This is a genomic window from Minwuia sp. (assembly GCF_048007105.1).
In the GTDB taxonomy this organism is placed as follows: Bacteria; Pseudomonadota; Alphaproteobacteria; order Minwuiales; family Minwuiaceae; genus Minwuia.
Map to the genome: position 1 here is coordinate 2,312,470 of NZ_CP180352.1, position 24,588 is coordinate 2,337,057.

The window sequence follows — 24,588 nt, forward strand, 5'->3', positions numbered from 1 at the left end:
GCACTATCCCTCGATGCAGCTGGGCGGCAAGCCGCCGGAACTGGTCCAGCAGGCAACCGACGGCGTCGTCGACATCATCTGGACAGTGCTGGGCTACACGCCGGGCCGCTTCCCGCGGGCCGAGGCCTTCGAACTGCCCTTCGTGATGACCAGCGGCGAAGCCACCTCGCGCGCCTTCCAGGAATATGCCGACACCTACATGAAGGACGACTTCCCGGGCCTGAAGGTCATCGCCGTTCACACCCACGGGCCGGGCGTCCTGCACACCAAGGCGCCGGTGAACAAGCTGGAGGATCTGGGCGGCATGAAGCTCCGCGGCCCGACCCGTGTGATCACGGGTATGCTGGACAAGCTCGGCGCGACGCCGGTTGGCATGCCGGTGCCGGCGGTGCCGGAAGCCGTCTCCAAGGGTGTCATCGACGGCACGGTGATCCCCTGGGAAATCACCCTGCCGCTGAAGATGACCGAACTGGTCGGCAACCACACCGAGTTTTCCGGCAAGTACGGCTTCTACACCGCGACTTTCGGCTTCCTTATGAACCAGGCCAGCTACGACCGACTGCCGGACGACCTGAAGGCGGTGATCGACGCCAATTCGGGCATCGAGACCGCCGCCTGGGCCGGCCAGGCGATGGACGGCGGCGACACGGCCGGGCGCAAGAAGGCCGTCGCTTCGGGCAACAACATCGTCACCCTGGACGATGCCGAGACGAAGCGCTGGGCCGAGGCGGCCGCCCCGGTGATCGAGGAGTGGATCGCCGAGATGGACGGCAAGGGCATGCAGGGCGGCGAACTGGTCGACGCCGCGCGCGCGCTGGTCGCCAAGTACTCCAACTAGGACGGGCAGGGGCGGCGGCGCATGTTCCTTCCGCCGCTCCCGCGTCCTGTCCGATGAAGACAGCCGCCTTTCTCTGCCGTGCGGTGGCGCTGTTCGGCGGTGCGCTGCTGCTCGTCGTGATGATGCTGGTCGTCGTCAGCGTCATCGGCCGCGCCTTCTCCGGCATGGGACTTGGTCCCGTTCCCGGCGATTTCGAACTGGTCGAGATGTTCACGGCGGTGGCGATCTTCTGCTTTCTGCCCTGGTGCCAGCTGGAGCGGGGACACGTCGCCGTCGATATCCTGGCCGGACCGCTCGGACCCCGCCGGGATGCGGCACTGGCGGTCCTGTTCAATCTCGGCATGACGGCGGTCGCCGCCTTCATCCTCTGGCGGCTCTGGGCGGGGATGCAGGACAAGATCACCTACAGCGAGACCACCTTCATCCTGCAACTGCCCGTCTGGTGGGGCTATGCAGCCTGTCTCCCCTTTGCGGGGCTTTTCATCGTCATCTCGGCGCTGACCGTCTGGCGCAGCCTGAAAGAGGCGCTGGGCTGAAATGGACAAGCTGGAGATCGCGCTTCTTTCATTCCCGGTCCTGCTGCTGCTGATCCTGTTCCGGATGCCGATCGGCCTGGCGATGCTGGTCATCGGCATCGGCGGGTCCGTCCTGGTCAACGGGTCGTGGCTGCAGGTCATGTCGCAGATGAAGTCGCTGCCCTACGACACCTTCTCCAACTACTCCCTGGGCATTATCCCGCTGTTCCTGCTGATGGGGCAGTTCGCGACTCACGGCGGGCTGTCGAAGTCCCTGTTCGAGGCCGCCGAGGCCTGGCTCGGGCACCGAAAGGGCGGGGTGGCGATGGCGGCCGTCGGCGCCTGCGCCGGGTTCGGCGCCGTCTGCGGCTCGTCGCTCGCCACGGCGGCCACCATGGCACAGGTGGCGCTGCCGGAACTGCGCCGCTTCGGCTATTCGGGTGCGCTGTCGACCGGCGCGCTGGCAGCCGGTGGCACGCTCGGCATCCTGATCCCGCCCTCGGTCGTGCTGGTGATCTACGCCATCCTGACCGAGCAGAACATCGCCAAGCTGTTCCTCGCAGCCGTGATCCCGGGCGTGCTGGCGGCGATCGGCTACATGCTGGCGATTGCCATCTATGTGCGTCTCCGTCCCGAGAGCGCAGGCACGCGGGAGCCGGCGCCGGTGGCCGAACGGCTGCGCGCGACCTTCCGCATCTGGCCCGTGCTCGCGGTCTTCGCGGTCGTCGTGGGCGGCATCTATGCGGGTATCTTCACGCCGACCGAGGGCGCGGCCTTCGGCGCCGCCGGGACAGGCCTGATCGCGCTGCTGAACCGCGGGCTGGGCATGGAGGAGCTGAAGAGCTCCCTGCTGCAGACGGCGACCGCCAGCGCCATGATCTTCTTCATCGTGCTCGGCGCGGCGGCGTTCAATTCGTTCCTGGCCTTCGCGCAGCTGCCGCAGGAGGCGGCGCGCTGGGTGACCGAGCAGGGCTTCGGACCCTACTGGGTGCTGTTCGCCATTCTGGCGCTCTATCTCGTCCTGGGCTGTTTCATGGACTCGCTCTCCATGATCCTGCTGACGGTGCCGATCTTCTTCCCGATCGTTGCCGAACTGGACTTCGGCATGACCCCGGAAGCCTTCGGCCTCTGGTTCGGCATCCTGGTGCTGATCGTCGTCGAGGTCGGGCTGATCACGCCGCCTGTGGGCATGAATCTCTTCGTCATCAACTCCATGTCGGGCGGCATTCCGATGGCGGCGACCTACCGTGGCGTCATCCCCTTCGTGATCAGCGACGTCATGCGGGTCGCCCTGCTCGCGGCCTTTCCCGTCATCACGGTCTGGTTCCTGTCCGGCGCATAGCGCCTTTGCTCTTCACACGGCCCGTTTCCGGCTAAGCTCGCGCATCGATCAGGGGAGGATCACCGAGATGAGACTGAAGGAAGCGCGCATCGCGCCGCTGCAGGACGACGAATTCACCGAGGAACAGAAGGAAGCCGTGCTGCCGCTGGCCAGCTGGGGCCGGGTGCTGAACATCTTCCGCACGCTGCTGCGCGCGCCCCGCGCTTTCAAGCGGTTCAACGTCTGGGGCGGCTATGTGCTGTCCGACAAGAACGACCTGCCGCCGCGCGAGCGCGAGATCATCATACTGCGCGTCGGCTATCTCTGCTCGTCCGGCTACGAGTGGGCCCAGCACGAGGTTATCGGGCGCGATTGCGGGCTGACCGACATCGAGATCCAGCGCATCAAGGAAGGACCGGCCTCGCCGCTGTGGAACGATCTGGAGCGCGCCATGCTGACGGCTGCGGACGAACTGGTGCGCGACCACTTTGTTTCCGACGGAACCTGGGCCGCGCTGTCTCCGCTGACCGACAAGCAGAAGATGGATGTGGTCTTCACGGTCGGCCAGTACACGCAGGTCTCCATGATGCTGAACAGCTTCGGCGTGCAGCTTGACGACGGGCTGACCCTCGATCCGGACCTGACGCGATGAGCAGCGTCGCCGGCCGGCTGGAAGGGCTGACGGCCATCGTCGCGGGCGGCGGCCAGCAGCCGGGCCAGACCGTCGGGAACGGCCGGGCGGCCTCGATCCTGTTCGCCCGCGCCGGCGCCACGGTGCTGGTGGGCGACCGGGATGCCGCCAGGGCCGGCGAGACTGCCGAGATGATTGCCGGTGAGGGAGGCAAGGCGGTCGCGATCGAACTGGACGTGACCTCGAAGGAAAGCTGCGAGGCTGCGGTCCAGCGGGCGCTCGACGAGACCGGGCGTCTGGACATCGTGCTCAACAATGTCGGCATCGGGGGCGGCGGGGATACGTCGGCGCACTGGCTGCCCGAGGATGTCTTCGACCGCATGATCGACGTGAACCTGAAGGGCGCGTGGCGCATGACCGCGGCGGCGATCCCGGCCCTCAGGGAGACAGAAGGCAACATCATCAACATCTCGTCACTGGCCGCGATCGCCACCTCGGGCATGACCGCCTACGAAGTGACCAAGGCGGCGTTGAACCGGCTCACGGTCAATGTCGCGCTGGGCAACGCCAAGTACGGTGTCCGCTGCAATGCCATCGCGCCCGGGCTGATGGACACCCCGATGGCCATCGAGCGGCGCGCCGCCGAGCCCGGTTCGTCGCACGAGACGGTGCGGGCGGCCCGCAATGCCCGCGTGCCTCTGAAGGGGAAAATGGGCAATGGCTGGGACACGGCGCATGCGGCCCTTTTTCTCGCTTCGGCCGAGGCGCGTTTCATCACGGGTATCGTGTTGCCGGTTGATGGCGGCGGCGGTGCGCGGGTCGGATAGATGTCTGTTTTTTGTTCAAAATTGACGTTTGCATACAATTAAGGCAGAAAAAATGCCTTTCTGATGAGCATTTGTGCATATGCACAATGGAGATCGGGTCTCAGAGAAAGGCTTTAACACTCTGATAAGAATTGGAATTCGGGCTATCTGCTGAAAAATGCAGCTTTGGCACGCCTCTTGGAATGTGATGAGCATTACTCGTCGCTTACAGGAGGTGGAGACAGACGATGTTCGGTTTCAGGAAATTCAAGGCGCTCGCAGCAGGCGCCGCCATGGCGGCGGGGCTCGCTGCCGGCGCTGCGCAGGCGCAGGACGACACGATCATGGTCGGTGTCCTGCACTCGCTTTCCGGCACCATGGCGATCAGTGAGACGACCCTCAAGGACGTCATGCTGATGCTGATCGAAGACCAGAACGCCAAGGGCGGCCTGCTCGGCAAGAAGCTGGAGGCCGTGGTTGTCGATCCCGCTTCCAACTGGCCGCTGTTCGCCGAAAAGGCTCGTGAGCTGATTTCGGTCAACGGCGTCGACGTGGTGTTCGGCTGCTGGACCTCGGTGTCCCGCAAGTCCGTCCTGCCGGTCTTCGAAGAGCTGAACAGCATGCTGTTCTACCCCGTGCAGTACGAAGGCGAGGAAAGCTCGAAGAACGTGTTCTACACCGGCGCCGCGCCGAACCAGCAGGCGATCCCGGCTGTCGACTACCTGATGAAGAACGAAAGCGTCGAGCGCTGGGTTCTGGCCGGTACCGACTACGTCTATCCGCGGACGACCAACAAGATCCTCGAGGCCTATCTGAAGGCCAAGGGTGTCGCCGCCGAGGACATCATGATCAACTACACGCCGTTCGGTCACGCCGACTGGCAGACGATCGTGTCGGACATCAAGACCTTCGGCTCGGCCGGCAAGAAGACCGCCGTGGTTTCGACCATCAACGGCGACGCCAACGTGCCGTTCTACAAGGAACTGGGCAACCAGGGCATCAACGCGGCGGACATCCCCGTCGTCGCCTTCTCCGTGGGTGAGGAAGAACTCGCCGGCATCGACACCGGCCCGCTGGTCGGTCACCTGGCCGCGTGGAACTACTTCATGTCGGTCGACACGCCGGAGAATGACGAGTTCATCGCCAAGTGGCACAAGTTCATCGGCAACGAGGACCGTGTGACCAACGATCCGATGGAAGCCCACTACATCGGCTTCAAGATGTGGGTCCAGGCCGTCCAGCAGGCCGGCACCACCGACGTCGATGCCGTGCGTCAGGCCATGTACGGCCAGACCGTTCCGAACCTGACCGGCGGCATCGCGGTGATGAACACCAACCACCACCTGTCGAAGCCGGTCCTGATCGGCGAGATCCAGGATGACGGCCAGTTCCAGACCGTCTGGTCGACCGAAGGCGTGGTCAAGGGCGACGCCTGGTCCGACTTCATCCCGGAGAGCTCCAAGCTGACCGCCGACTGGACCTATCCGTGGGTCTGCGGCGGCTGCGAGAAGCCGATGTACTGATTGCGCTCTGACCGCAACACAATGCCTGGCGAGGGCGGCGGTGGAAGAGGGTTCCGCCGCCGCCCGAACCGGCTCGAGGAAGTGACGCACACCCCCAGTCAAGAAGCGAGATCGGCATGATGCCCCGCTTTCTCGCCCTGTTTCTCGGCCTCTGCCTCTGCCTGCCCATATTCGAGGCGCGCGCCGAAGATCTCTCAGGGCTCGTTCAGAAACTGAACACCAAGGATTACGCGGCGATGGAGCAAACCGTCGCCGAGATCGCTGCAACCGGCGACGAGAGGGCCGCCGGGGTCCTCAGGGCGCTGGGCGACGGCGACCTCTACTACCGCAAGGACGACGACAAGGTCTTCATCGCCCGCGACGCCGATTCAGGCACCGACCTGCTGGACCCGCTGACCCGCGAGTTCGTCGAGAACGTCGGACGCCGCGACGCCCGCCGCATCGGGATCAACAACAGCCTGAGACGCGCCATCCGCGGCGCGCTGGGCGCGCTGACGCTGCAGTCCCCGGAACCGAGGGTGCGCCGCGCTGCGGCCGCCTCCCTGTTCAAGAGCCCGGATCCTGAAGCGATCGAGACGCTTGACGCGGCCATCGCCGCCGAGACCGACGAAGGCATCCGGAACGCCATGGCCGTCGCCCGCGCGGCGTCCGTGATGCGCTCCGATCTGGGCGAGGACGCGAAGCTCGCCGCCATCGAGACGCTCGCCGACCGCGGCGGGCGCGATGTCATGGCGCTGCTCAAGGGTGTGCCGGAGACCGAGACGGAAGCGGTCCGGGCCGCCGCCGTCAGCGCGGCCGAACTCATCCAGGAGCGGCAGGAACTCTGGGCCATGGCCCAGAACATCTATTACGGCATCAGCCTCGGTTCGGTGCTGCTGATGGCTGCCATCGGTCTGGCCATCACCTTCGGCGTCATGGGCGTCATCAACATGGCCCACGGCGAGATGGTGATGCTGGGCGCCTACACGACCTTCGTGGTGCAGGAGATCATCCGCAACAACGCACCCGGCCTGTTCGAATTCTCACTGCTGATCGCGATACCGCTGGCCTTCCTGGTCTCGGGCGCGGTGGGCGTGGCGATGGAGCGCGGCATCATCCGCTATCTCTACGGCCGCGCGCTGGAGACCCTGCTGGCGACCTGGGGTGTCAGCCTGATTCTGCAGCAGGCGGTCCGCTCGGTCTTCGGTCCCACCAATCAGGAAGTCGGAAACCCCGATTTCATGTCCGGCGCGGTGGAACTGGGCGAGATGACCCTGACCTACAACCGGATCTGGATCATCGTCTTCTCGCTGGTGGTGCTGTTCACGCTGATGCTGGTCCTGCGCAAGACGCCGCTGGGCCTGCAGATGCGCGCCGTCACCCAGAACCGGCGCATGGCTGCGGCCATGGGCATCCGCACTGACTGGGTCGATGCGATGACCTTCGGCCTCGGTTCGGGCATCGCCGGCATCGCCGGCGTGGCGCTCAGCCAGATCGACAATGTCAGCCCCAATCTGGGCCAGTCCTACATCATCGACAGTTTCATGGTCGTGGTGTTCGGCGGGGTCGGAAACCTCTGGGGCACGCTGGTTGCTGCCATGTCGCTCGGCGTCGCCAACAAGTTCCTCGAACCGTTCTCGGGTGCGGTGCTGGCCAAGATCTTCGTCCTGGTCTTCATCATCCTGTTCATCCAGAAGCGGCCGCGCGGCCTGTTCGCGCTCAAGGGCCGCGCGGTGGAGGCGTAAGACGATGCAGGGTTTCGTTTTCCGCGCCTTCGACCGCGGCGGGTTGATCTTCCTCGGCGTCCTGATGGGCCTCGTCATCCTGATCGGCCTGTCCAACCAGCTGCTGCCGCCTTCCTCGCCGCTTCACGCTCCGACCTACATGGTGGCGCTGATCGGCAAGTATCTGTGCTACGCGCTGCTGGCGCTGTCGGTCGATCTGATCTGGGGCTATTGCGGCATCCTGAGCCTGGGCCACGGCGCCTTCTTCGCGCTCGGCGGCTACGCCATGGGCATGTATCTGATGCGCCAGATCGGCGACCGGGGAGTCTATGGCAATCCGGAACTGCCGGACTTCATGGTCTTCCTGAACTGGCAGGAGCTGCCCTGGTACTGGCACGGCTTCGACATGTTCTGGTTCGCCATGATCATGGTGGTCCTGGTGCCCGGTCTGCTGGCCTTCATCTTCGGCTGGTTCGCCTTCCGCAGCCGGGTCACGGGCGTCTATCTGTCGATCATCACCCAGGCCATGACCTTCGCCCTGATGCTTGCCTTCTTCCGCAACAACATGGGCTTCGGCGGCAACAACGGCCTGACCGACTTCAAGGACATCCTCGGCTTCGATCTGCAGTCTGATGCGACGCGCGTCGGATTGCTGGTCGCCTCGGGCATCGCGCTCTGTCTGGGCTTCCTGATCTGCAAGGCGGTCACGCGTTCCAAGTACGGCAAGGTGATCACCGCGATCCGGGACGCCGAGAGCCGGACCCGTTTCCTGGGCTACCGCGTCGACCGCTACAAGCTGGCCGTGTTCGTCCTGTCGGCCTGCATGGCCGGCGTCGGCGGTGCGCTCTACGTACCCCAGGTCGGCATCATCAATCCCTCCGAGTTCGCGCCGCCGGTCTCCATCGAGGTGGTGATCTGGGTCGCGGTCGGCGGCCGAGGCACCCTTTACGGCGCGGTCATCGGCGCCATTCTGGTGAACTACGCCAAGACCTACTTCACCGGCGCGGTGCCGGAGATCTGGCTGTTCGCGCTGGGTGCGCTGTTCGTCGGCACCACGCTGTTCCTGCCCAAGGGCATCGTCGGCGCCGTCAACGGCTTCTGGGAGAAACGGCGAAGGAAGCCGGATCCGGGATCCGGCCAGGCCGAACCGAAACCGGCGGCAGCGGAGTAGGGCGATGGCAGTCGAACTGACAGACAGCACGCTCTATCTCGACGGCGTCAGCGTTTCCTTCGACGGCTTCAAGGCGCTGAACGAGCTGTCGCTGGTGCTTGCCAAGGGCGAGATGCGCGCGATCATCGGGCCGAACGGGGCCGGCAAGACGACCATGATGGACGTCATCACCGGCAAGACCCGTCCCGACAAGGGCGACATCTACTTCGAGGGCTCGATCGATCTGACAAAGCATGACGAGGCGGCCATCGCGCAGCTGGGCATCGGGCGGAAGTTCCAGAAGCCGACGGTCTTCGAAACGCAGACGGTCTTCGACAATCTGGAGCTGGCGCTGAAGGCCAACCGGTCGGTGATCACCTCGCTGTTCTGGAACCGCAGCAACGAGGCCCAGAAGCGGATCGACGACATCCTGGAGATCACCCGTCTCGGCGATCATGCAGGGCAGCTTGCGGGCTCGCTCAGCCACGGACAGAAGCAGTGGCTGGAGATCGGCATGCTGCTGGCGCAGGATCCGAAGCTGCTGCTGGTCGACGAACCGGCGGCGGGCATGACCGACGACGAGACCGCGGAAACGGCGAAGCTGCTGAAGGACATCGCGAAGAGCCACGCCGTTGTCGTGGTCGAACACGACATGACCTTCGTGCGCGATCTCGGCGTCCGGGTTACGGTGCTGCACGAAGGGTCGGTTCTGGCGGAAGGTTCGCTGGACACCGTCAGCGCCAACGAGCGCGTCATCGAAGTCTATCTGGGGCGCTGAACGATGCTGATGGTCAACGATATCGACCTGTCCTACGGCGCCAGCCAGGCGCTCTGGGGCGTCTCGCTGGAGGCCGAGCCGGGCAAGGTGACCTGTCTGATGGGCCGCAACGGCGTCGGCAAGACCTCCACGCTCCGCGCCATCGCCGGGCAGCAACCGATCATGAAGGGCGGCATGTCGCTGGACGATGCCGACCTGACCGGTATGAAGCCGTTCGAGCGCGCTCGCGCAGGCATCGCAATCGTGCCGCAGGGCCGCGAGATCTTCCCGCTGCTGACCGTGCGGGAGAATCTTGAGACCGGCTACGCCTGTCTCCCGCGCGCCGAGCGTTCGATTCCCGAGGATCTCTTCGACCTGTTTCCGGTTCTGAAGGACATGCTGGGCCGCCGCGGCGGCGACCTGTCCGGCGGTCAGCAGCAGCAACTCGCCATCGCCCGCGCGCTGGTAACCCGGCCGCGGGTGCTTCTGCTCGACGAGCCGACGGAAGGCATCCAGCCGTCGATCATCCAGGATATCGGGCGGGTCATCAAATTGCTCAGGGATCGCGGCGACATGGCGATCCTGCTGGTGGAGCAGTATTTCGAATTCGCACGCGATCTGGCCGACACGTTCCATGTGATGGACCGCGGCGAGATCGTGCTGTCGGGTAAGGCCGACGAGATGGATGAGGACGATGTTCGCCGACACCTCACCGTCTGAGCCGGCGGAATCGGCAGCCCCGGGCGATTTGGCAGGCAGTCCGGGGCTGCCGCGGTCGGTCGGCGCGGTCCGTATCGCCTTCCTGGGGGTAGGTGAAAGGACCGCGCTGGCCGATCTCCATCAGCAAGGTTGCATGAAGGCACGCCTGCCGAAAGTCTATCTCGACGAACCGCGCACGGCCGTCCTGATCAATACTGCCGGCGGACTGACCGGCGGTGATCGTGTTTCTGTCGACGCGACCTGGGGCGACGGCGTCGCCGCCTGCCTCACCACACAGGCGGCCGAACGGGTCTACCGATCCACCGGTGGCGATGCGGTGGTCACCAACAGGCTGGTCGCCGGCGAAGACGCCAGAGCCGAATGGCTGCCCCAGGAAACGATCCTGTTCGATGAAGGCCGCTTCCACCGCCGCACGTCCGTGCATCTCGCCGCAGGCGCCCGTTTCCTGGCCGTCGAATCGATGGTGCTCGGCCGCAAGGCCATGGGCGAAACCGTCATGGGCGGCCTGATCGATGATGAATGGCAGCTGCGCCGCGATGGCCGTCTGGTCTGGCGGGACAGTCTCCGGCTGGACGACACACATTTCGGCCCGCCGCCGCGGCCCGCCGTTCTGGGCGCCAACCGCGCCTACGCCACCATCGTCTGCCAGACGGCCGACCCGGACGCCTGCGCAGGCCTGATCCGGGAACATGCCGGCGCCCATGGCGGTGCGTCGGCGATGCGCGGGCTGGTGCTTGCGCGGCTGGCGGCGGAAGATGGCGACTCGCTGCGCAGGATCATGACAGGGCTGATCCCGGCGCTGCGCCACATCGTATTCGGAAGGTCCGCGCGTTTGCCGAGGCCGTTTCAGATCTGAAGGCTCGAGGGGAGGGCAGTAGATGAACCTGACGCCCAGGGAAAAGGACAAGCTGCTGGTCGCGATGGCGGCCGTCGTCGCACGAAAGCGGCTGGAGCGAGGGGTCAAGCTGAACCACCCGGAAGCGATCGCGCTGATCACTGATTTCGTGGTCGAGGGCGCACGGGACGGCCGCACGGTCGCTGACCTGATGGCCGAGGGCGCCTCGGTCATCACCCGCGATCAGGTGATGGAAGGCGTGGCCGAGATGATCCACGACGTGCAGGTCGAGGCCACCTTCCCCGACGGGACCAAGCTGGTCACCGTCCACGAACCGATCCGCTGAGGGGAGGGCGACCCATGATACCTGGCGAATACTTCATCAAACCCGGCGAGATCGAACTGAACGCGGGCGCCGAGACGGTCACCGTCACCGTGGCCAATACCGGCGACCGACCGGTGCAGGTCGGCAGCCACTATCATTTCTACGAGACCAATCCGGGCCTCGACTTCGACCGTGAGAAGACCCGCGGCATGCGCCTCGACATTCCGGCCGGCACCGCCGTCCGCTTCGAGCCGGGCCAGAGCCGTGAGGTGACGCTGGTGCCCCTGCTCGGCAAGCGTACCGTCTACGGCTTCAACCAGAAGATCATGGGGGGACTGGACTGATGGCCTATCGCATCGGGCGCGAGACCTATGCCGACATGTTCGGCCCCACCGTCGGCGACAAGGTGCGTCTGGCCGACACCGAACTGATCATCGAGGTTGAGGAAGACCGCACGATCTACGGCGAGGAAGTGAAGTTCGGCGGCGGCAAGGTGATCCGCGACGGCATGGGCCAGTCGCAGGCAAGCCGGGCCGAGGGCGCCGTCGATACCGTCATCACCAACGCGCTGATCGTCGACCACACCGGGATCATCAAGGCCGATATCGGCATCAAGGACGGCAGGATCGCGGCGGTCGGCAAGGCCGGCAATCCGGACACCCAGCCCGGCGTGAACATCATCGTCGGCCCGGGCACCGAAGCCATCGCCGGCGAGGGCAAGATCATCACCGCCGGCGGCTTCGACGCGCACATCCATTTCATCTGCCCGCAGCAGATCGAGGAAGCGTTGATGAGCGGCGTCACCACGATGCTCGGCGGCGGCACCGGTCCGGCCACGGGCACCAATGCGACGACCTGCACGCCGGGCCCGTGGCACATCGGGCGGATGCTTCAGGCCTTCGACTCCTTTCCGGTGAACCTGGGCCTGTCGGGCAAGGGCAACGCCTCGACGCCGAAGGCGCTGGAAGAGATGGTGATGGCCGGGGCGTCCTCGCTGAAACTCCACGAGGACTGGGGCACCACGCCCGCGGCCATCGACTGCTGCCTCGGTGTCGCCGACGCCATGGACGTGCAGGTCATGATCCACACCGACACGCTGAACGAGTCGGGCTTCGTCGAGAACACGGTCGCCAGCTTCAAGGGCCGCACCATCCATGCCTTCCACACCGAAGGCGCTGGCGGCGGTCATGCCCCGGACATCATCAAGGTCTGCGGTGAGAAGAACGTCATTCCGTCGTCGACGAACCCGACGCGGCCCTTCACGGTGAACACCATCGACGAGCATCTCGACATGCTGATGGTCTGCCATCACCTGGATCCGAACATCCCTGAGGACGTCGCCTTCGCTGAAAGCCGGATCCGGCGCGAGACCATCGCCGCCGAGGACATCCTGCACGACATGGGCGCCTTCTCGATCATCGCCTCCGACAGCCAGGCGATGGGACGTGTCGGCGAGGTGATCATCCGGACCTGGCAGACCGCGGACAAGATGAAGCGTCAGCGCGGGCCGCTGCCCGAGGAAAAGGGCGACAACGACAATTTCCGCGTCCGCCGCTACATCGCCAAGTACACGATCAATCCCGCCATCGCCCACGGCATGTCGAAGCACATCGGCTCGATCGAACCGGGCAAGCTGGCCGATCTGGTCGTCTGGTCACCCGCCTTCTTCGGTGTGAAGCCGGACATGATTCTGAAGTGTGGCACCATCGCCGCGGCGCAGATGGGCGATCCGAATGCCTCGATCCCGACGCCGCAACCGGTGCACTATCGGCCCATGTTCGGCTCCTACGGTCGTTCGCTGACGGAATCGTCCGTGACCTTCGTGTCGAAGGTCGCTGCACATTCGGGCATCGGCGAGGGGCTGGGGCTTCAGAAGCAGGTGCTCGCGGTCGAGAACACCCGCGGCGGGATCGGCAAGAGTTCGATGATCCTGAACGACCTCTGCCCGGAGATCAAGGTGCATCCCGAGACCTACGAAGTCCGCGCCAACGGCGAGCTGCTGACCTGCGAACCGGCCGAAGTCCTGCCGATGGCCCAGCGCTACTTCCTGTTCTGATGCTGAAGTGCCACGAGATCGTCGAGCGGGGCCACTTCGAGGCTGCGGCCGCGGTTGACCGAGTGGTGCTGGATCTCGAGGACCGCCGCCGCCGCCGTCTTGCCCTGACCGGGGAGAAGGGGCTCGCGTTCCTGCTGGACATGGCGGAAGTGCCGGCGCTCAGGGACGGCGACGGCCTGAAGCTGACGGACGGCCGCATCGTCCAGGTCCGTGCGGCGGTAGAGGACCTGATCGAGATCACCGCCGACGATACAGCGCATCTGGTCCGGATCGCCTGGCATCTGGGCAACCGCCACCTGCCGACCCAACTGCTGGATGGACGGCTCAGGATTCGCGCCGATCATGTCATCGAGGAAATGGTCCGCCGGCTCGGCGGTACCACGGCCGCCATCCGCGCGGCGTTTGACCCCGAGGGCGGGGCCTACGGACAGGGACCCGTTCACGACCATCACCACCACCATCACGACAAAGGAGGACACACCCATGCCCACTGACGTCAATCTGATGCGTCTGATGAGCTGGCTATCGCCCGCCTTCCCGGTGGGCGCCTACACCTACAGCCACGGCCTGGAGGCCGCGGTCGAGGAAGGCGCGATCCATGACCGCCAGAGCGCGGCAAGCTGGATCGTCGATCTGGTCGGCCAGGGCGGCGGCCGGGCCGATGCCGTGTTGCTGGCCCATGCGTGGCGCGCCGTCTTCAACAACGACCGGGCGGCGCTGGCCGCGGTCGCAGAACAGGCCGAGGCGCTGTCGCCGACCGCCGAACTCTCGCTGGAAACAGAAGCCCAGGGCCAGGCCTTCCTGAAGGCGGTCGATTCCGCGTGGCCGACCGAAGCGGTGGACATGCTGCGGGCCGTCCATGACGGCCCCATCGCCTATCCGGTGGCGGTTGGCGTCACCGCGGCCGGCCATGACGTGCCGCTCACCGAGGCCGCGGTCGCCTATCTGCACGCCTATTCCGCCAACCTGATCTCGGCGGTCGTGCGGCTGGTGCCCCTCGGCCAGACCGACGGGCTGATCCTGACCAAGGGCCTTGAGCCGCTGTTGCCGCAGGTCGCTGCGGTCGCACTGGCGACGCCGCTGCAGGATCTTTCCACCACCACCTTCATGGCCGATATCAAGTCGATGCAGCACGAAACCCAGAGAACGAGGCTCTTCCGCTCATGACGTCATCCCCCAACGGCCCCCTGCGCATCGGCATCGGCGGGCCTGTCGGTTCCGGCAAGACCGCCCTGATGGAGCAGCTCTCGCGCGAGCTGTCCAAGAGCTACTCGGTCGCGGCCATCACGAACGACATCTACACCAAGGAAGATGCGGAGATTCTGACCCGCACCGGCGCACTGCCGCCCGACCGGATCATGGGCGTCGAGACCGGCGGCTGCCCGCATACGGCCATCCGCGAGGACGCCTCGATCAACCTGCAGGCGGTCTCCGACATGTGGGGCCGGTTTCCCGATCTGGACGTGATCCTGATCGAATCCGGCGGCGACAATCTGGCGGCGACATTCAGCCCGGAGCTGGCCGATATCACGCTCTATGTCATCGACGTCTCGGCGGGCGACAAGATTCCGGCGAAGGGGGGACCGGGCATCACGCGCTCCGACCTGCTGATCATCAACAAGACGGACCTCGCCGAACTGGTCGGCGCCGATCTGGGCCGCATGGATCGCGACGCGAAGGCCCAGCGCGGCGAACGGCCCTTCGTCTTCGCCCAGGTGAAGTCGGGCAAGGGCGTGCCCGAGATCCGCGATTTCGTCATTGCCCGAGGTGGGCTGGAGGCGTCTGACGCGGCATGACTGCATTATAATGCAGCTATCGATCCACACTTGCGTCGGTTAAAAATTGCACTATACTGCATCTTCACAGGGACAGACCCTTGGGAGGATGCCGCGTGTCCAAACGCATCGATTTTCAGACCGACCCGTCGAAGTACCGCCACTGGCGCATCGAGTATGACGGCCCCGTCGCCAACCTCTACATGGATGTCGACGAGAATGGCGGTCTGTTCGACGGTTACGAGCTGAAGCTGAATTCCTACGACCTCGGCGTCGATATCGAACTCGCCGACGTGGTCCAGCGCATGCGCTTCGAGCACCCGGAAGTGCGTGCCATCGTCATGCAGTCGGGCAAGGACAAGGTCTTCTGCGCCGGCGCCAACATCCGCATGCTGGCCGGCGCGGCCCATGCCCACAAGGTCAACTTCTGCAAGTTCACCAACGAGACCCGCAACACCTTCGAGGCGGCGGGCGCGGAGAGCGGGCAGCACTACATCTGCGCCGTGAAGGGCGCCTGCGCCGGCGGCGGCTACGAGCTGGCGCTGGCCTGCGACTACATCATGCTGACCGATGACGGCTCGTCCTCCGTGGCCCTGCCCGAGGTGCCGCTGCTGGCGGTGCTGCCGGGCACCGGCGGCCTGACCCGCGTCACCGACAAGCGCAAGGTCCGCCGCGACCGCGCCGACATCTTCTGCTCGACCGAGGAGGGTGTGCGGGGCCAGCGCGCCCAGGACTGGCGACTGGTCGACGAGGTCGTCCGCAACTCGACCTTCGACGAGACCGTGGCCGAGCGCGCCGCCGAATTTGCCGAAAAGTCGCCGCGGGCCCGCGACGCGAAGGGCATCGAACTGACCCCGCTGGACCGGACCTTCCAGGACGACGGCTCCGTCACATACTCGCTGGTCGAGGTTGCGATGGACCGCGACGAAGGCGTCGCCACCATCAGCCTGTCGGGCCCCGAAGAGGATGCGCCGGCCTCGATCGCCGACCTGCATGCGCAGGGCGCCGAGACCTACATGCTGAAGCTGGCGCGGGAACTGGACGACGCCATCCTGCATCTGCGCCTGAACGAGCTTGAGACCGGCGTGCTGATCTTCAAGTCCCAGGGCGATCCGGAGAAGCTGATCGCGCACGAGAAGCTGCTGCTGGACAATGCCGACGACTGGCTGGCCAAGGAGATCCTGCTCTACTGGAAGCGGGTCCTGAAGCGGGTCGATCTGACCTCGCGCTCGCTGGTGGCGCTGGTCGAGCACGGCTCCTGCTTCGCCGGCGTGCTGGCCGAGATCCTGTTCGCCGTCGACCGCAGCTACATGATGCTGGACGAGTTCGAGGGCGACAACCGCCCCGTTGCCACCGTCACACTGACCGACGCCAATTTCGGCCTGATGCCGATGTCGAACGACCTGACCCGCCTGCAGACCCGTTTCCTTGGTGAGCCGGAGATGGTCGAGAAGGCCGAGGCCGCGAAGGGCGAGGCGCTGGAGGCGGAAGACGCCGACCAACTGGGTCTGATCACCGAGGCGCTCGACGACGTCGACTGGGAAGACGAGGTCCGCATCTTCATCGAGGAGCGGGCAAGCTTCTCCCCCGACGCCATGACCGGCATGGAGGCCAATCTCCGTTTCCCCGGTCCCGAGACCATGGAGACCCGGATCTTCGGGCGGCTGACCGCCTGGCAGAACTGGATTTTCCAGCGTCCCAACGCGGTTGGCGAGGCCGGCGCCCTACGGCGCTACGGCACCGGCGTCCGCGGCGAATACGATATGAAGCGCGTGTGAAACACGACATGAAATGCCTCTGAGCAATTGAGCTGAAAGGACAACGCCATGAGCGAGATGAGCGTCAGCTACGACACCATGATCCCCAACAATGTGAACCTGTCCGGCGACCGCCGTGTGCTCAAGGCGCTGGAGAAGTGGCATCCCGGCTACATCGACTGGTGGAAGCAGCTCGGCCCCGAGGGCTTCCAGGACGTGCCGGTCTATCTGCGCACCGCCGTCGGCGTCGACCCGAAGGGCTGGGCCAAGTTCGACTATGTGAAGATGCCCGACTACCGCTGGGGCATCCTGCTGGCCCCCGAGGTCGAGGGCCGCACCATTCCCTTCGGCGAGCATCTGGGCGAGCCGGCCTGGCAGGAGGTGCCGGGCGAGTACCGCGCCATGCTGCGCCGTCTGATCACCATCCAGGGCGACACCGAGCCCGCCTCGGTCGAGCAGCAGCGCCACCTCGGCAAGACCGCGCCGTCGCTCTACGACATGCGCAACCTGTTCCAGATCAATGTCGAGGAAGGCCGTCACCTTTGGGCGATGGTCTACCTGCTGCAGAAGTATTTCGGCCGTGACGGCCGCGAGGAAGCGGACATGCTGCTCCGCCGCCGCTCCGGCTCCGACGAGGCCCCGCGCATGCTGGGCGCGTTCAACGAGGAAACGCCGGACTGGCTCTCGCTGTTCATGTTCACCTACTTCACCGACCGTGACGGCAAGATGCAGCTGGAGAGCCTGGCGCAGTCCGGCTTCGACCCGCTGTCGCGCACCTGCCGCTTCATGCTGACCGAGGAAGCCCACCACATGTTCGTGGGCGAGACCGGCGTCGGCCGCGTCGTCCAGCGCACCTGCGACGCCATGAACGAGGCCGGCATCACCGACCCCTACGCCGTGGACCGTATCCGCGAGCTGGGCGTCATCGACCTGCCGACGATCCAGCGGAAGCTGAACCTGCATTACACGCTGTCGCTGGACCTCTTCGGTCAGGAGGTCTCCACCAACGCCGCGAACGCCTTCAACGCCGGCCTGAAGGGCCGCTTCATGGAGACGCGGATCGAGGACGATCACCGGCTGAAGGACGCCACCTATCCGGTGCGCCAGATCGTCGACGGCGCCATCAAGGTTGTCGACATGCCGGCGCTGTCGGCGATCAACATGCGGCTCCGCGACGACTATTCGAAGGACGCGGCCATCGGCGTCACCCGCTGGAACAAGACCATCAGCAAGGCGGGCATCGATTTCGAGCTGACCCTGCCGCATGAGGGCTTCCACCGCCAGATCGGCTACTTCTCCGGTGTGCCGGTCGATCCGCAGGGCAACATCGTCAGCAAGGACGAGTGGAACGCGAAGCGCGACGAGTGGCTGCCGACGAAGGCCGACGGCGACTTCATCCAGTCGCTGATGGTGCAGGTCACCGAGCCTGGCCAGTACGCCGGCTGGATCGCCCCGCCGCGCCGCGGCATCAACAACAAGCCCGGCGAGTTCGAATACGTCCAGCTGCACGACGCCTGATCCAGGCCGTCAGGAGCTTCCCTTCCGGGGCGGGCGGATCTTTTCGCCTGCCCCGATTTCGTTGGCGTCCAGCGCGTCGGCGAGCCGTTGCGCCGCCGAGCCGGGGCGGAGCGGCTGCTGTTGGCTCTCGTGCGGCGCCCAGCCGGTCAGGAAGACCACCTCGAAGGTCGCGGGCACACGGCCGTCCGCGTCGGCGTGGCGCTCGGCGTAGATCTCCATCGCCCGCAGCAGGGTGGCGCGGCGCAGGAAGGAGCGGCGGCGTTCGCGGATCACGTTCTGCTCGCCCATGCCGCGCAGATCGGCCAGCAGTTTCAGCGGGTTGTCGTAGGTCACCGTGATCGTGTCCATGTCGGCGACCGGCAGGGCCAGGCCGGCCCGTTGCAGCAGTCCGCCCGCATCGCGGATCTCGGCAAAGGGGGAGACGCGGGGGCTGGCCCCGGCCTCGATCTCCATCTCGGCTTCCAGCAGCGCGTGACGCAGCTCGTAGAGCGTGCCGCCGCCGAACAGCGCCGCCAGCAGCAGACCGTCGGGCTTCAGCGCACGGCGGAGCTGGATCAGCGCGCCGGGCAGGTCGTTGACCCAGTGCAGCGCCAGTGGGCTCAGGATCAGGTCGAAGCTGGCGGGCGCGAAGGGCAGGGCCTCCTCGTCCGCCACGACATGGGTGGCGAAGGGCGGGGTGAGATCCATGCCGACCGTCTCGTCCACCAGCCCGGGCGGCAGCGGCGCGCGGCACCCGACCACCAGCGCCCGGCTGAAGCGGCGGTTCACGTCCTGCAGCCGGTCGAACAGCCGCTCGCCGACCTCCCGGAACAGGAAGTCGTGCTCGGCGAAGTTCCGCGCGGCGCGGGCGCGGTTCTCCCGGTGCCGGCGGCGGTCGAAGATGTCGATGGCGTCCACCATGCCCCCGATATGGCGCAGCGCCGCCCGTCATGCCAGAGTTTCGCCATGAGCCGCATGACCGCATATGCCCGGCGCGCGCTGGACCTGCTGCTGCCGGCGCAGTGTTTCAGCTGCGGCGCGCCGGTCGCCGAACCCGGGCGGCTCTGCGCCGGCTGCTTCGCCGACAGCAGTTTCATCGCCGAGCCGATGTGCATCTCCTGCGGTCTGCCTTTCGAGTTCGAGTCGGAAGCAGGCCGCCTCTGCGGTCTCTGCGCGGCGTCCCCGCCGGCCTTCGATCATGCCCGCGCCGCCGTCCGCTACGACGAGCCGCTCCGCTCGGCGGTGCTGAAGTTCAAGCATGGCGACCGTACCGACATGGCCAGCGGTCTGGCCAATCTGCTGCGCCGGGCCGGGCGCGACATCCTGCCTGCGGCCGATCTGATCGTGCCCGTGCCGCTGCATCCCCGGCGGCTCTGGCAGCGGCGCTACAACCAGTCGGCGCTGATGGCGCTGGCGCTTTCGGAGCAGACCGATCTGCCGGCCGCGCCGGATGCCCTGCTTCGTAAGCGCCGGACGCCCAGCCAGGGTGGGCTCAGCGCCACCGCCCGGCGGCGCAACGTGCGCGGCGCCTTCGCCGTCGACGACCGCTGGCGGCCCCGGCTGCAGGGCGCGCATGTGGTTCTGGTCGACGATGTCTACACCACCGGGGCCACCGCCGAGGCCTGCGCGCGGGTCCTGCGGCTCGGCGGCGCGGAAACGGTGAGCGTTCTGACCGTGGCGCGCGTTGTTCAGAGCGGCCGGGTGCACTAGATTAGGTGGCAGTACCGCAGCCACTGAAAAAGACGAAGATGAGCAAGATCGAAATCTACACGACCGGCCTCTGCCCCTACTGCTATCGGGCGAAGAAACTGCTCGACGACAAGGGCGCGGCCTACGAGGAATTCGACGTGATGTTCACGCCAGGCAAGCGCGACGAGATGATCAAGCGCTCGGGCGGCCGCCGCACCGTGCCGCAGATCTTCATCGGCGAGACCCATGTGGGCGGCTATGACGATCTGGCGGCGCTGGACGGCTCCGGCGGGCTCGACCCGCTGCTGCAGGGCGCATGACCCGGGTCACCGCCGCCTGCATCCAGCCCAATACGGGCACGGACTGGGAAGCCAATCTGGCCGCGTGCACGGGCTGGATCGAGGCCGCTGCCAAGGATGGCGCAACCTTCATCCAGACGCCGGAAGTCACCAACTTCATCTACCGTCGCCGTCAGGACACCATGGCCGCGACGCACCCGGAAGCGGAAGACCCGTCGCTGAAGGCCTACCGCGATCTTTCGGCGAAGCTGGGTGTCTGGATCAATATCGGTTCGCTGGCCCTGCGCGGGGAGATGGACGACCGGCTGGTCAACCGTTCCTTCCTGATCGATCCGTCGGGCGGCATCGCCAACCGCTACGACAAGATCCACATGTTCGACGTGGAACTGCCGTCGGGCCAGAAATTCACCGAAAGCCGCGCCTACAGGCCGGGCGAGAGCGTGAGTGTGGTCGATCTGCCGTTCGGACGGCTCGGCATGACCATCTGCTACGACATGCGCTTTCCGCACCTCTACCGCGATCTGGCCAAGGCGGGTGCGGATATCCTGACCGCGCCATCTGCCTTCACCGCCGAGACGGGCAAGGCGCACTGGCATGTGCTGCTGCGGTCCCGCGCCATCGAGAACGGCTGCTTCATGATCGCCGCGGCCCAGACGGGCAGTCATGACGGCGGGCGGGAAACCTACGGCCATTCGCTGATCGTCAGCCCCTGGGGCGAGGTGCTCGCGGATGGCGGTGAGGCGCCCGGCTATGTCACGGCCGAGCTCGACATGGATGCTGTCCGGAAGGCGCGGCAGTCGGTGCCGTCGCTTTCGAACGACCGGGTCTACCGGCTCGAGGGACAATCTGACGCCGCGGCGGCCGAGTAGGGCGCTTGCCATCCGGCGGTCGGCCATTAACATTCTGATCAGTCCGGTCCCGTCCATGCGGGGCCGTTTTGTTGTTGCGGAAGCATTGGGGAGGGGTTCGACATGACCAAGTTCGGTGTCGCGCAGGCGGTCCGCCGCGTCGAGGATATCCGTTTCATCACCGGGACCGGCGGCTATTCCGACGATCTGCATTTCGACGGCGAGACCTATGCGGTCGTCGTCCGCTCGCCCTATGCCCATGCGAAGATCCTGTCGGTCGACGTGGATGACGCGAAGGGCATGCCCGGCGTGCTGGACGTCATCACCGGGCAGGACCTGCAGGACGCGGACGTGAAGGGCCTGCCGAGCCTCTGGCCGGTCAAGAACAGGGACGGCTCCAAGCGCGCCGAGCCGCCGCATTTCGCGCTGGCCCACGACAAGGTCCGCCATGTCGGCGACGGCGTCGCCTTCGTGGTCGCCGAGACCCTGGCCCAGGCCAAGGACGCGGCTGAGGCCGTGATGGTCGACTACGAGCCGCTGGACGCGGTCTCCGACGCGCGCAAGGCGAAGGCGGACGGGGCGCCGCTGCTGCATGACGGCGCGCCGGGCAACATGGTCTTCGACTTCGAGAACGGCGACGAGGCCGGCACGAAGGCCGCCTTCGAGAAGGCGCACAAGGTCGTCCGCGTCGAGGTGATCAACCAGCGCGTCGTCGCGAACTCGATGGAGGCGCGCGCTGCAATCGCCGACTACGACGCCGATGCCGACAAGATCACGCTGTACACGCCGACCCAGGGCGGCTGGGGCATCAAGCGCCAGTTGGCCGGCTGTCTGGGTATCGAGGAAAGCCAGGTCCGGGTGATCACGCCCGACGTCGGCGGCGGCTTCGGCATGAAGCTGTTCTTCTACCCCGAGCACATCCTGTCGTCCTTTGCCGCGCGGAAGCTCAAGCGCCCGGTGCGTTGGGTCTCGGAGCGGCAGGAGGCTTTCCTGACCGACACGCAGGGCCGGGATCACTGGTCCTGGGCGGAAATGGCGATCGACGAGAATGCGAAGTTCCTCGGACTGCGCGTCCACACGACCGCCAATCTGGGCGGCTATCTGTCGACCATGTCCTGCCTGATCCCGACCGCGGCCCACGCCAAGGTGCTGGCGGGCGTCTACGACGTGCCGGTGATGTATCTGGACGTCCACGGCATGCTGACCAACACGACCCCGGTCGACGCCTATCGCGGCGCCGGTCGGCCGGAGGCGATCTATCTGATCGAACGGCTGGTCAACAAGATCGCCATGGAGACGGGCCTCGGTCCCGACGAGGTGCGTCGCCGGAACTTCATCAAGCCCGAGCAGCTGCCCTACAAGACATCGACCGGCGAGACCTACGATTCCGGCGAGTTCCTGAAGGTGATGGAGCGCGCGCTGGAGGAGTCCGACTGGAACGGCTTCGACGCCCGCAAGGCCGAGACCGAGGCGAAGGGCCTGAAACGCGGCCGCGGCATCTGCTACTACGTCGAGGCGACGGCGGGCATGCCCGAGGAATCCGCCGCCATCCGTTTCGAGGAAGGCGGCAAGGTGACCGTGCTGGTCGGCACCCAGTCGAACGGCCAGGGTCACGAGACCGCCTTCACGCAGCTGATCTGCGACCGGCTCGGGATCGATGCGGAGCGCATCAGCATCGTCATGGGCGACACCGACGAGATCCCGTCGGGCGGCGGCACCGGCGGCTCGCGCTCGCTGGTTTCCACCGGCACCGCGATCCACGCCATGTCAGACAGCGTGATCGAGAAGGGCAAGCAGGCCGCGGCGCAGCTGTTCGAGACCAACGCCGTCGATATCGAGTTCAACGACGGCACCTTCGAGGTCGCCGGCACCGACCGGAAGATCGACATCATCGATCTGGCCGAGGAAGCCAAGTCGATGGCGCTGGCCGGTCAGATCGAGACCCTGGACACCCGCGAGACGACCAAGTTCAACCCGGTCACCTATCCCAATGGCTGTCATGTCTGCGAGGTCGAGGTTGATCCGGAGACCGGCATCACGACGATCGACCGCTGGTCCGTGGTCGATGATTTCGGCAACGTCGTGAACCCGCTCTTCGTCGAAAGCCAGGTGCATGGCGGCATCGCTCAGGGCGTCGGTCAGGCCATGCTGGAGCACGGGCTGTTCGACGATGACGGCCAGTTGGTGGCGGGGTCCTTCATGGACTACGCCATGCCGCGCGCGTCCGACCTGCCCAACATCAAGTTCGAACGCGAGGTCGTGCCCTGCAAGTCCAACATGCTGGGGACCAAGGGCTGCGGCGAAGCCGGCTGCGTCGCCGGTCCGCCGGCGCTGGTCAACGGCATCATCGACGCGCTGTCCGATATGGGCGTGACGGAGATCGACATGCCGGCGACGCCGCAGGCGGTCTGGCGGGCGATCCAGGCCGCGCGCTAGTCTGCTGCCACCGGTGTCACCCCCGCCTTGTGCGGGGGTCCGGTGCGGCCGCGCCGCAGGTTTCCGATTGACCGGATGCCCGCATGAAGCGGGCATGACACCTTTATGGGAAGGGGCGGTCCATGGACGCATTTCTGCCGGCGCTGGTGACCTTCTTCGTGATCATCGATCCGATCGGGATCGCGCCGGTGTTCGCGACCCTGACGGAGGGCGCGAGCCGGGCGCACCGGATCCGCATGGCGGTCCGGGCGACGGTTCTGGCGGCGCTGATCCTCACCGGCTTCGCCTATGGCGGCGCGTATCTGCTGGGCGCGATGGGAATCAGCCTCGACGCCTTCCGCGGCGCGGGTGGCGTGCTGTTGTTCCTGATCGCCATGGACATGATCTTCGAGAAACGCTCGGAACGGCGCGAGAAGCGGACCTCCGACTTTCAGGAGAAACATCACGAGGCGGCGAGCGACATCTCCGTCTTTCCGATGGCGATCCCGCTGATGGCCGGGCCGGGCGCCATCGCCACCATCATGCTCTACATGAAGCAGGCGGGCGGCGACGCCCAGTCGCAGATGGCCGTGCTGGGCGCCGCCGGCGCCGTGCTGCTTCTCTGCCTCACCGTGCTCCTGCTGGTCGGCCCGATCATGCGGCTGGTCGGCGACACCGTGGCCCAGACCATCGGCCGGATCCTCGGCGTGATCCTGGCCGCACTGGCGGTGCAGCTGATCTTCGACGCCATTGGCAACACCTTCGGTGTGTAGTGTTTCCGGTCACAGGGGCGGGAAAATTCCGCTTCAGTCTCCTGACACTTGATGCCGGGCACACGCTCAGGGCGGTTTTCGGGTTACTGTCGAAGCCTCGGTAGACGAGGTGCGTTGTGGTCGAACTGTTTGGCGAAGATCTGTACCTGCTGGTGTCGGCGGCGATCGGCCTGCTTCTCGCGGTCGCCTTCTGGCTGATGATCCCGCGCCGCGCCGAGGTCGAGGAAAGTCACGATCCGCATGCGCCCGAGGCGCAGTTCCGCGGTATCGTCGAGAACTTCAACAAGATGGATCAGTCCGCCAGCCCGGGCAGCCTGCACGGTGCGCCGAGCTGCCGCCCGCCGAAACGCTGAGA

The 24,588-nt window shown here is 66.1% G+C and carries 26 protein-coding genes; 25 read left to right on the plus strand and 1 reads right to left on the minus strand.

Going from position 1 to position 24,588, the window contains the following annotated elements; genetic code table 11:
- The first annotated feature begins 13 nt into the window (after window positions 1–13).
- From ACMVY4_RS11225 to boxB, 19 genes are all read left to right on the plus strand, one after another.
- Window positions 14–838: a TRAP transporter substrate-binding protein gene (locus ACMVY4_RS11225; protein ID WP_416900230.1), complete on the plus strand. Its 825-nt coding sequence runs from the start codon at window positions 14–16 to the stop codon at window positions 836–838.
- A gap of 53 nt (window positions 839–891) precedes the next feature.
- Window positions 892–1,374 (plus strand): TRAP transporter small permease, encoded by a 483-nt coding sequence (locus ACMVY4_RS11230; RefSeq protein WP_416900231.1) that lies wholly within the window; start codon window positions 892–894, stop codon window positions 1,372–1,374.
- A gap of 1 nt (window position 1,375) precedes the next feature.
- A complete protein-coding gene (locus ACMVY4_RS11235) occupies window positions 1,376–2,695 on the plus strand; it encodes a TRAP transporter large permease (protein ID WP_416900232.1) in 1,320 nt (439 codons plus the stop codon).
- A 67-nt stretch (window positions 2,696–2,762) separates the two neighbouring features.
- Entirely contained in the window at window positions 2,763–3,326 is a 564-nt protein-coding gene (locus ACMVY4_RS11240; protein WP_416900233.1) for a carboxymuconolactone decarboxylase family protein, read from the plus strand.
- Complete coding sequence (locus tag ACMVY4_RS11245; protein ID WP_416900234.1) at window positions 3,323–4,132, plus strand: SDR family NAD(P)-dependent oxidoreductase; 810 nt, start codon at window positions 3,323–3,325, stop codon at window positions 4,130–4,132. Before ACMVY4_RS11240 ends, ACMVY4_RS11245 begins: the two co-directional genes overlap by 4 nt.
- Window positions 4,133–4,359: 227 nt before the next feature.
- A complete protein-coding gene (gene urtA, locus ACMVY4_RS11250; protein ID WP_416900235.1) occupies window positions 4,360–5,634 on the plus strand; it encodes an urea ABC transporter substrate-binding protein in 1,275 nt (424 codons plus the stop codon).
- A gap of 116 nt (window positions 5,635–5,750) precedes the next feature.
- Complete coding sequence (gene urtB / locus ACMVY4_RS11255) at window positions 5,751–7,358, plus strand: urea ABC transporter permease subunit UrtB (RefSeq protein WP_416896123.1); 1,608 nt, start codon at window positions 5,751–5,753, stop codon at window positions 7,356–7,358.
- A 4-nt stretch (window positions 7,359–7,362) separates the two neighbouring features.
- The gene (urtC, locus tag ACMVY4_RS11260) at window positions 7,363–8,508 is read left to right on the plus strand and encodes an urea ABC transporter permease subunit UrtC (protein ID WP_416896124.1); all 1,146 of its coding nucleotides are present in this window, start codon (window positions 7,363–7,365) and stop codon (window positions 8,506–8,508) included.
- A 4-nt stretch (window positions 8,509–8,512) separates the two neighbouring features.
- On the plus strand, window positions 8,513–9,265 hold the full coding sequence (gene urtD / locus ACMVY4_RS11265) for an urea ABC transporter ATP-binding protein UrtD (RefSeq protein WP_416896125.1): 753 nt from the start codon (window positions 8,513–8,515) through the stop codon (window positions 9,263–9,265).
- Between the two features lie 3 nt (window positions 9,266–9,268).
- A complete protein-coding gene (gene urtE / locus ACMVY4_RS11270) occupies window positions 9,269–9,964 on the plus strand; it encodes an urea ABC transporter ATP-binding subunit UrtE (RefSeq protein WP_416896126.1) in 696 nt (231 codons plus the stop codon).
- 133 nt (window positions 9,965–10,097) lie between these two features.
- Window positions 10,098–10,820 (plus strand): urease accessory protein UreD, encoded by a 723-nt coding sequence (locus ACMVY4_RS11275; protein ID WP_416896127.1) that lies wholly within the window; start codon window positions 10,098–10,100, stop codon window positions 10,818–10,820.
- A 22-nt stretch (window positions 10,821–10,842) separates the two neighbouring features.
- The gene (locus ACMVY4_RS11280; protein ID WP_416896128.1) at window positions 10,843–11,145 is read left to right on the plus strand and encodes an urease subunit gamma; all 303 of its coding nucleotides are present in this window, start codon (window positions 10,843–10,845) and stop codon (window positions 11,143–11,145) included.
- Window positions 11,146–11,159: 14 nt separating this feature from the next.
- Window positions 11,160–11,468 (plus strand): urease subunit beta, encoded by a 309-nt coding sequence (locus ACMVY4_RS11285; protein WP_416896129.1) that lies wholly within the window; start codon window positions 11,160–11,162, stop codon window positions 11,466–11,468.
- On the plus strand, window positions 11,468–13,180 hold the full coding sequence (gene ureC / locus ACMVY4_RS11290) for an urease subunit alpha (protein ID WP_416896130.1): 1,713 nt from the start codon (window positions 11,468–11,470) through the stop codon (window positions 13,178–13,180). Before ACMVY4_RS11285 ends, ureC begins: the two co-directional genes overlap by 1 nt.
- A complete protein-coding gene (locus ACMVY4_RS11295; RefSeq protein ID WP_416896131.1) occupies window positions 13,180–13,674 on the plus strand; it encodes an urease accessory protein UreE in 495 nt (164 codons plus the stop codon). Before ureC ends, ACMVY4_RS11295 begins: the two co-directional genes overlap by 1 nt.
- Complete coding sequence (locus ACMVY4_RS11300) at window positions 13,664–14,347, plus strand: urease accessory protein UreF (RefSeq protein ID WP_416896132.1); 684 nt, start codon at window positions 13,664–13,666, stop codon at window positions 14,345–14,347. The genes ACMVY4_RS11295 and ACMVY4_RS11300 overlap by 11 nt, the downstream gene beginning before the upstream one ends.
- Window positions 14,344–14,976, plus strand: a complete 633-nt coding sequence (gene ureG, locus ACMVY4_RS11305; protein WP_416896133.1) for an urease accessory protein UreG — start codon at window positions 14,344–14,346, stop codon at window positions 14,974–14,976. Before ACMVY4_RS11300 ends, ureG begins: the two co-directional genes overlap by 4 nt.
- 95 nt (window positions 14,977–15,071) lie before the next feature.
- Window positions 15,072–16,733 carry a 2,3-epoxybenzoyl-CoA dihydrolase gene (gene boxC / locus ACMVY4_RS11310; protein ID WP_416896134.1) on the plus strand — a complete coding sequence of 554 codons (1,662 nt, stop codon included), beginning with the start codon at window positions 15,072–15,074 and terminating at the stop codon, window positions 16,731–16,733.
- A 48-nt stretch (window positions 16,734–16,781) separates the two neighbouring features.
- Window positions 16,782–18,230: a benzoyl-CoA 2,3-epoxidase subunit BoxB gene (gene boxB / locus ACMVY4_RS11315; RefSeq protein ID WP_416896135.1), complete on the plus strand. Its 1,449-nt coding sequence runs from the start codon at window positions 16,782–16,784 to the stop codon at window positions 18,228–18,230.
- Window positions 18,231–18,239: 9 nt separating this feature from the next.
- On the opposite strand, the gene ACMVY4_RS11320 is transcribed toward boxB, so the two are convergent.
- Entirely contained in the window at window positions 18,240–19,130 is an 891-nt protein-coding gene (locus tag ACMVY4_RS11320; protein WP_416896136.1) for a methyltransferase domain-containing protein, read from the minus strand.
- 45 nt (window positions 19,131–19,175) lie between these two features.
- Here ACMVY4_RS11320 and ACMVY4_RS11325 point away from each other — a divergent pair, with 45 nt between their 5' ends.
- The 6 genes from ACMVY4_RS11325 to ACMVY4_RS11350 all read left to right on the plus strand — a co-directional run bounded on the left by ACMVY4_RS11325 (window position 19,176) and on the right by ACMVY4_RS11350 (window position 24,586).
- Window positions 19,176–19,919 carry a ComF family protein gene (locus ACMVY4_RS11325; protein ID WP_416896137.1) on the plus strand — a complete coding sequence of 248 codons (744 nt, stop codon included), beginning with the start codon at window positions 19,176–19,178 and terminating at the stop codon, window positions 19,917–19,919.
- A gap of 38 nt (window positions 19,920–19,957) precedes the next feature.
- Entirely contained in the window at window positions 19,958–20,218 is a 261-nt protein-coding gene (grxC, locus tag ACMVY4_RS11330) for a glutaredoxin 3 (protein ID WP_416896138.1), read from the plus strand.
- Window positions 20,215–21,066, plus strand: coding sequence for a carbon-nitrogen hydrolase family protein (locus ACMVY4_RS11335; RefSeq protein ID WP_416896139.1), 852 nt, complete (start codon window positions 20,215–20,217; stop codon window positions 21,064–21,066). The genes grxC and ACMVY4_RS11335 overlap by 4 nt, the downstream gene beginning before the upstream one ends.
- A gap of 102 nt (window positions 21,067–21,168) precedes the next feature.
- Entirely contained in the window at window positions 21,169–23,481 is a 2,313-nt protein-coding gene (locus ACMVY4_RS11340) for a xanthine dehydrogenase family protein molybdopterin-binding subunit (protein ID WP_416896140.1), read from the plus strand.
- A gap of 122 nt (window positions 23,482–23,603) precedes the next feature.
- Window positions 23,604–24,233 (plus strand): MarC family protein, encoded by a 630-nt coding sequence (locus tag ACMVY4_RS11345; RefSeq protein WP_416896141.1) that lies wholly within the window; start codon window positions 23,604–23,606, stop codon window positions 24,231–24,233.
- Window positions 24,234–24,349: 116 nt separating this feature from the next.
- Window positions 24,350–24,586, plus strand: coding sequence for a hypothetical protein (locus ACMVY4_RS11350; protein WP_416896142.1), 237 nt, complete (start codon window positions 24,350–24,352; stop codon window positions 24,584–24,586).
- Window positions 24,587–24,588 lie beyond the last annotated feature (2 nt).

Excerpts from the sequence above, each read along its gene's own strand:
- ACMVY4_RS11225 (WP_416900230.1), top strand. The coding sequence starts at position 14 with ATGCAGCTGGGCGGCAAGCCGCCGGAACTGGTCCAGCAGGCAACCGAC.
- ACMVY4_RS11230 (WP_416900231.1), top strand. The coding sequence starts at position 892 with ATGAAGACAGCCGCCTTTCTCTGCCGTGCGGTGGCGCTGTTCGGCGGT.
- ACMVY4_RS11235 (WP_416900232.1), top strand. The coding sequence starts at position 1,376 with ATGGACAAGCTGGAGATCGCGCTTCTTTCATTCCCGGTCCTGCTGCTG.
- ACMVY4_RS11240 (WP_416900233.1), top strand. The coding sequence starts at position 2,763 with ATGAGACTGAAGGAAGCGCGCATCGCGCCGCTGCAGGACGACGAATTC.
- ACMVY4_RS11245 (WP_416900234.1), top strand. The coding sequence starts at position 3,323 with ATGAGCAGCGTCGCCGGCCGGCTGGAAGGGCTGACGGCCATCGTCGCG.
- urtA (WP_416900235.1), top strand. The coding sequence starts at position 4,360 with ATGTTCGGTTTCAGGAAATTCAAGGCGCTCGCAGCAGGCGCCGCCATG.
- urtB (WP_416896123.1), top strand. The coding sequence starts at position 5,751 with ATGATGCCCCGCTTTCTCGCCCTGTTTCTCGGCCTCTGCCTCTGCCTG.
- urtC (WP_416896124.1), top strand. The coding sequence starts at position 7,363 with ATGCAGGGTTTCGTTTTCCGCGCCTTCGACCGCGGCGGGTTGATCTTC.
- urtD (WP_416896125.1), top strand. The coding sequence starts at position 8,513 with ATGGCAGTCGAACTGACAGACAGCACGCTCTATCTCGACGGCGTCAGC.
- urtE (WP_416896126.1), top strand. The coding sequence starts at position 9,269 with ATGCTGATGGTCAACGATATCGACCTGTCCTACGGCGCCAGCCAGGCG.
- ACMVY4_RS11275 (WP_416896127.1), top strand. The coding sequence starts at position 10,098 with ATGAAGGCACGCCTGCCGAAAGTCTATCTCGACGAACCGCGCACGGCC.
- ACMVY4_RS11280 (WP_416896128.1), top strand. The coding sequence starts at position 10,843 with ATGAACCTGACGCCCAGGGAAAAGGACAAGCTGCTGGTCGCGATGGCG.
- ACMVY4_RS11285 (WP_416896129.1), top strand. The coding sequence starts at position 11,160 with ATGATACCTGGCGAATACTTCATCAAACCCGGCGAGATCGAACTGAAC.
- ureC (WP_416896130.1), top strand. The coding sequence starts at position 11,468 with ATGGCCTATCGCATCGGGCGCGAGACCTATGCCGACATGTTCGGCCCC.
- ACMVY4_RS11295 (WP_416896131.1), top strand. The coding sequence starts at position 13,180 with ATGCTGAAGTGCCACGAGATCGTCGAGCGGGGCCACTTCGAGGCTGCG.
- ACMVY4_RS11300 (WP_416896132.1), top strand. The coding sequence starts at position 13,664 with ATGCCCACTGACGTCAATCTGATGCGTCTGATGAGCTGGCTATCGCCC.
- ureG (WP_416896133.1), top strand. The coding sequence starts at position 14,344 with ATGACGTCATCCCCCAACGGCCCCCTGCGCATCGGCATCGGCGGGCCT.
- boxB (WP_416896135.1), top strand. The coding sequence starts at position 16,782 with ATGAGCGAGATGAGCGTCAGCTACGACACCATGATCCCCAACAATGTG.
- ACMVY4_RS11320 (WP_416896136.1), bottom strand. The coding sequence starts at position 19,130 with ATGGTGGACGCCATCGACATCTTCGACCGCCGCCGGCACCGGGAGAAC.
- ACMVY4_RS11325 (WP_416896137.1), top strand. The coding sequence starts at position 19,176 with ATGAGCCGCATGACCGCATATGCCCGGCGCGCGCTGGACCTGCTGCTG.
- grxC (WP_416896138.1), top strand. The coding sequence starts at position 19,958 with ATGAGCAAGATCGAAATCTACACGACCGGCCTCTGCCCCTACTGCTAT.
- ACMVY4_RS11335 (WP_416896139.1), top strand. The coding sequence starts at position 20,215 with ATGACCCGGGTCACCGCCGCCTGCATCCAGCCCAATACGGGCACGGAC.
- ACMVY4_RS11340 (WP_416896140.1), top strand. The coding sequence starts at position 21,169 with ATGACCAAGTTCGGTGTCGCGCAGGCGGTCCGCCGCGTCGAGGATATC.
- ACMVY4_RS11345 (WP_416896141.1), top strand. The coding sequence starts at position 23,604 with ATGGACGCATTTCTGCCGGCGCTGGTGACCTTCTTCGTGATCATCGAT.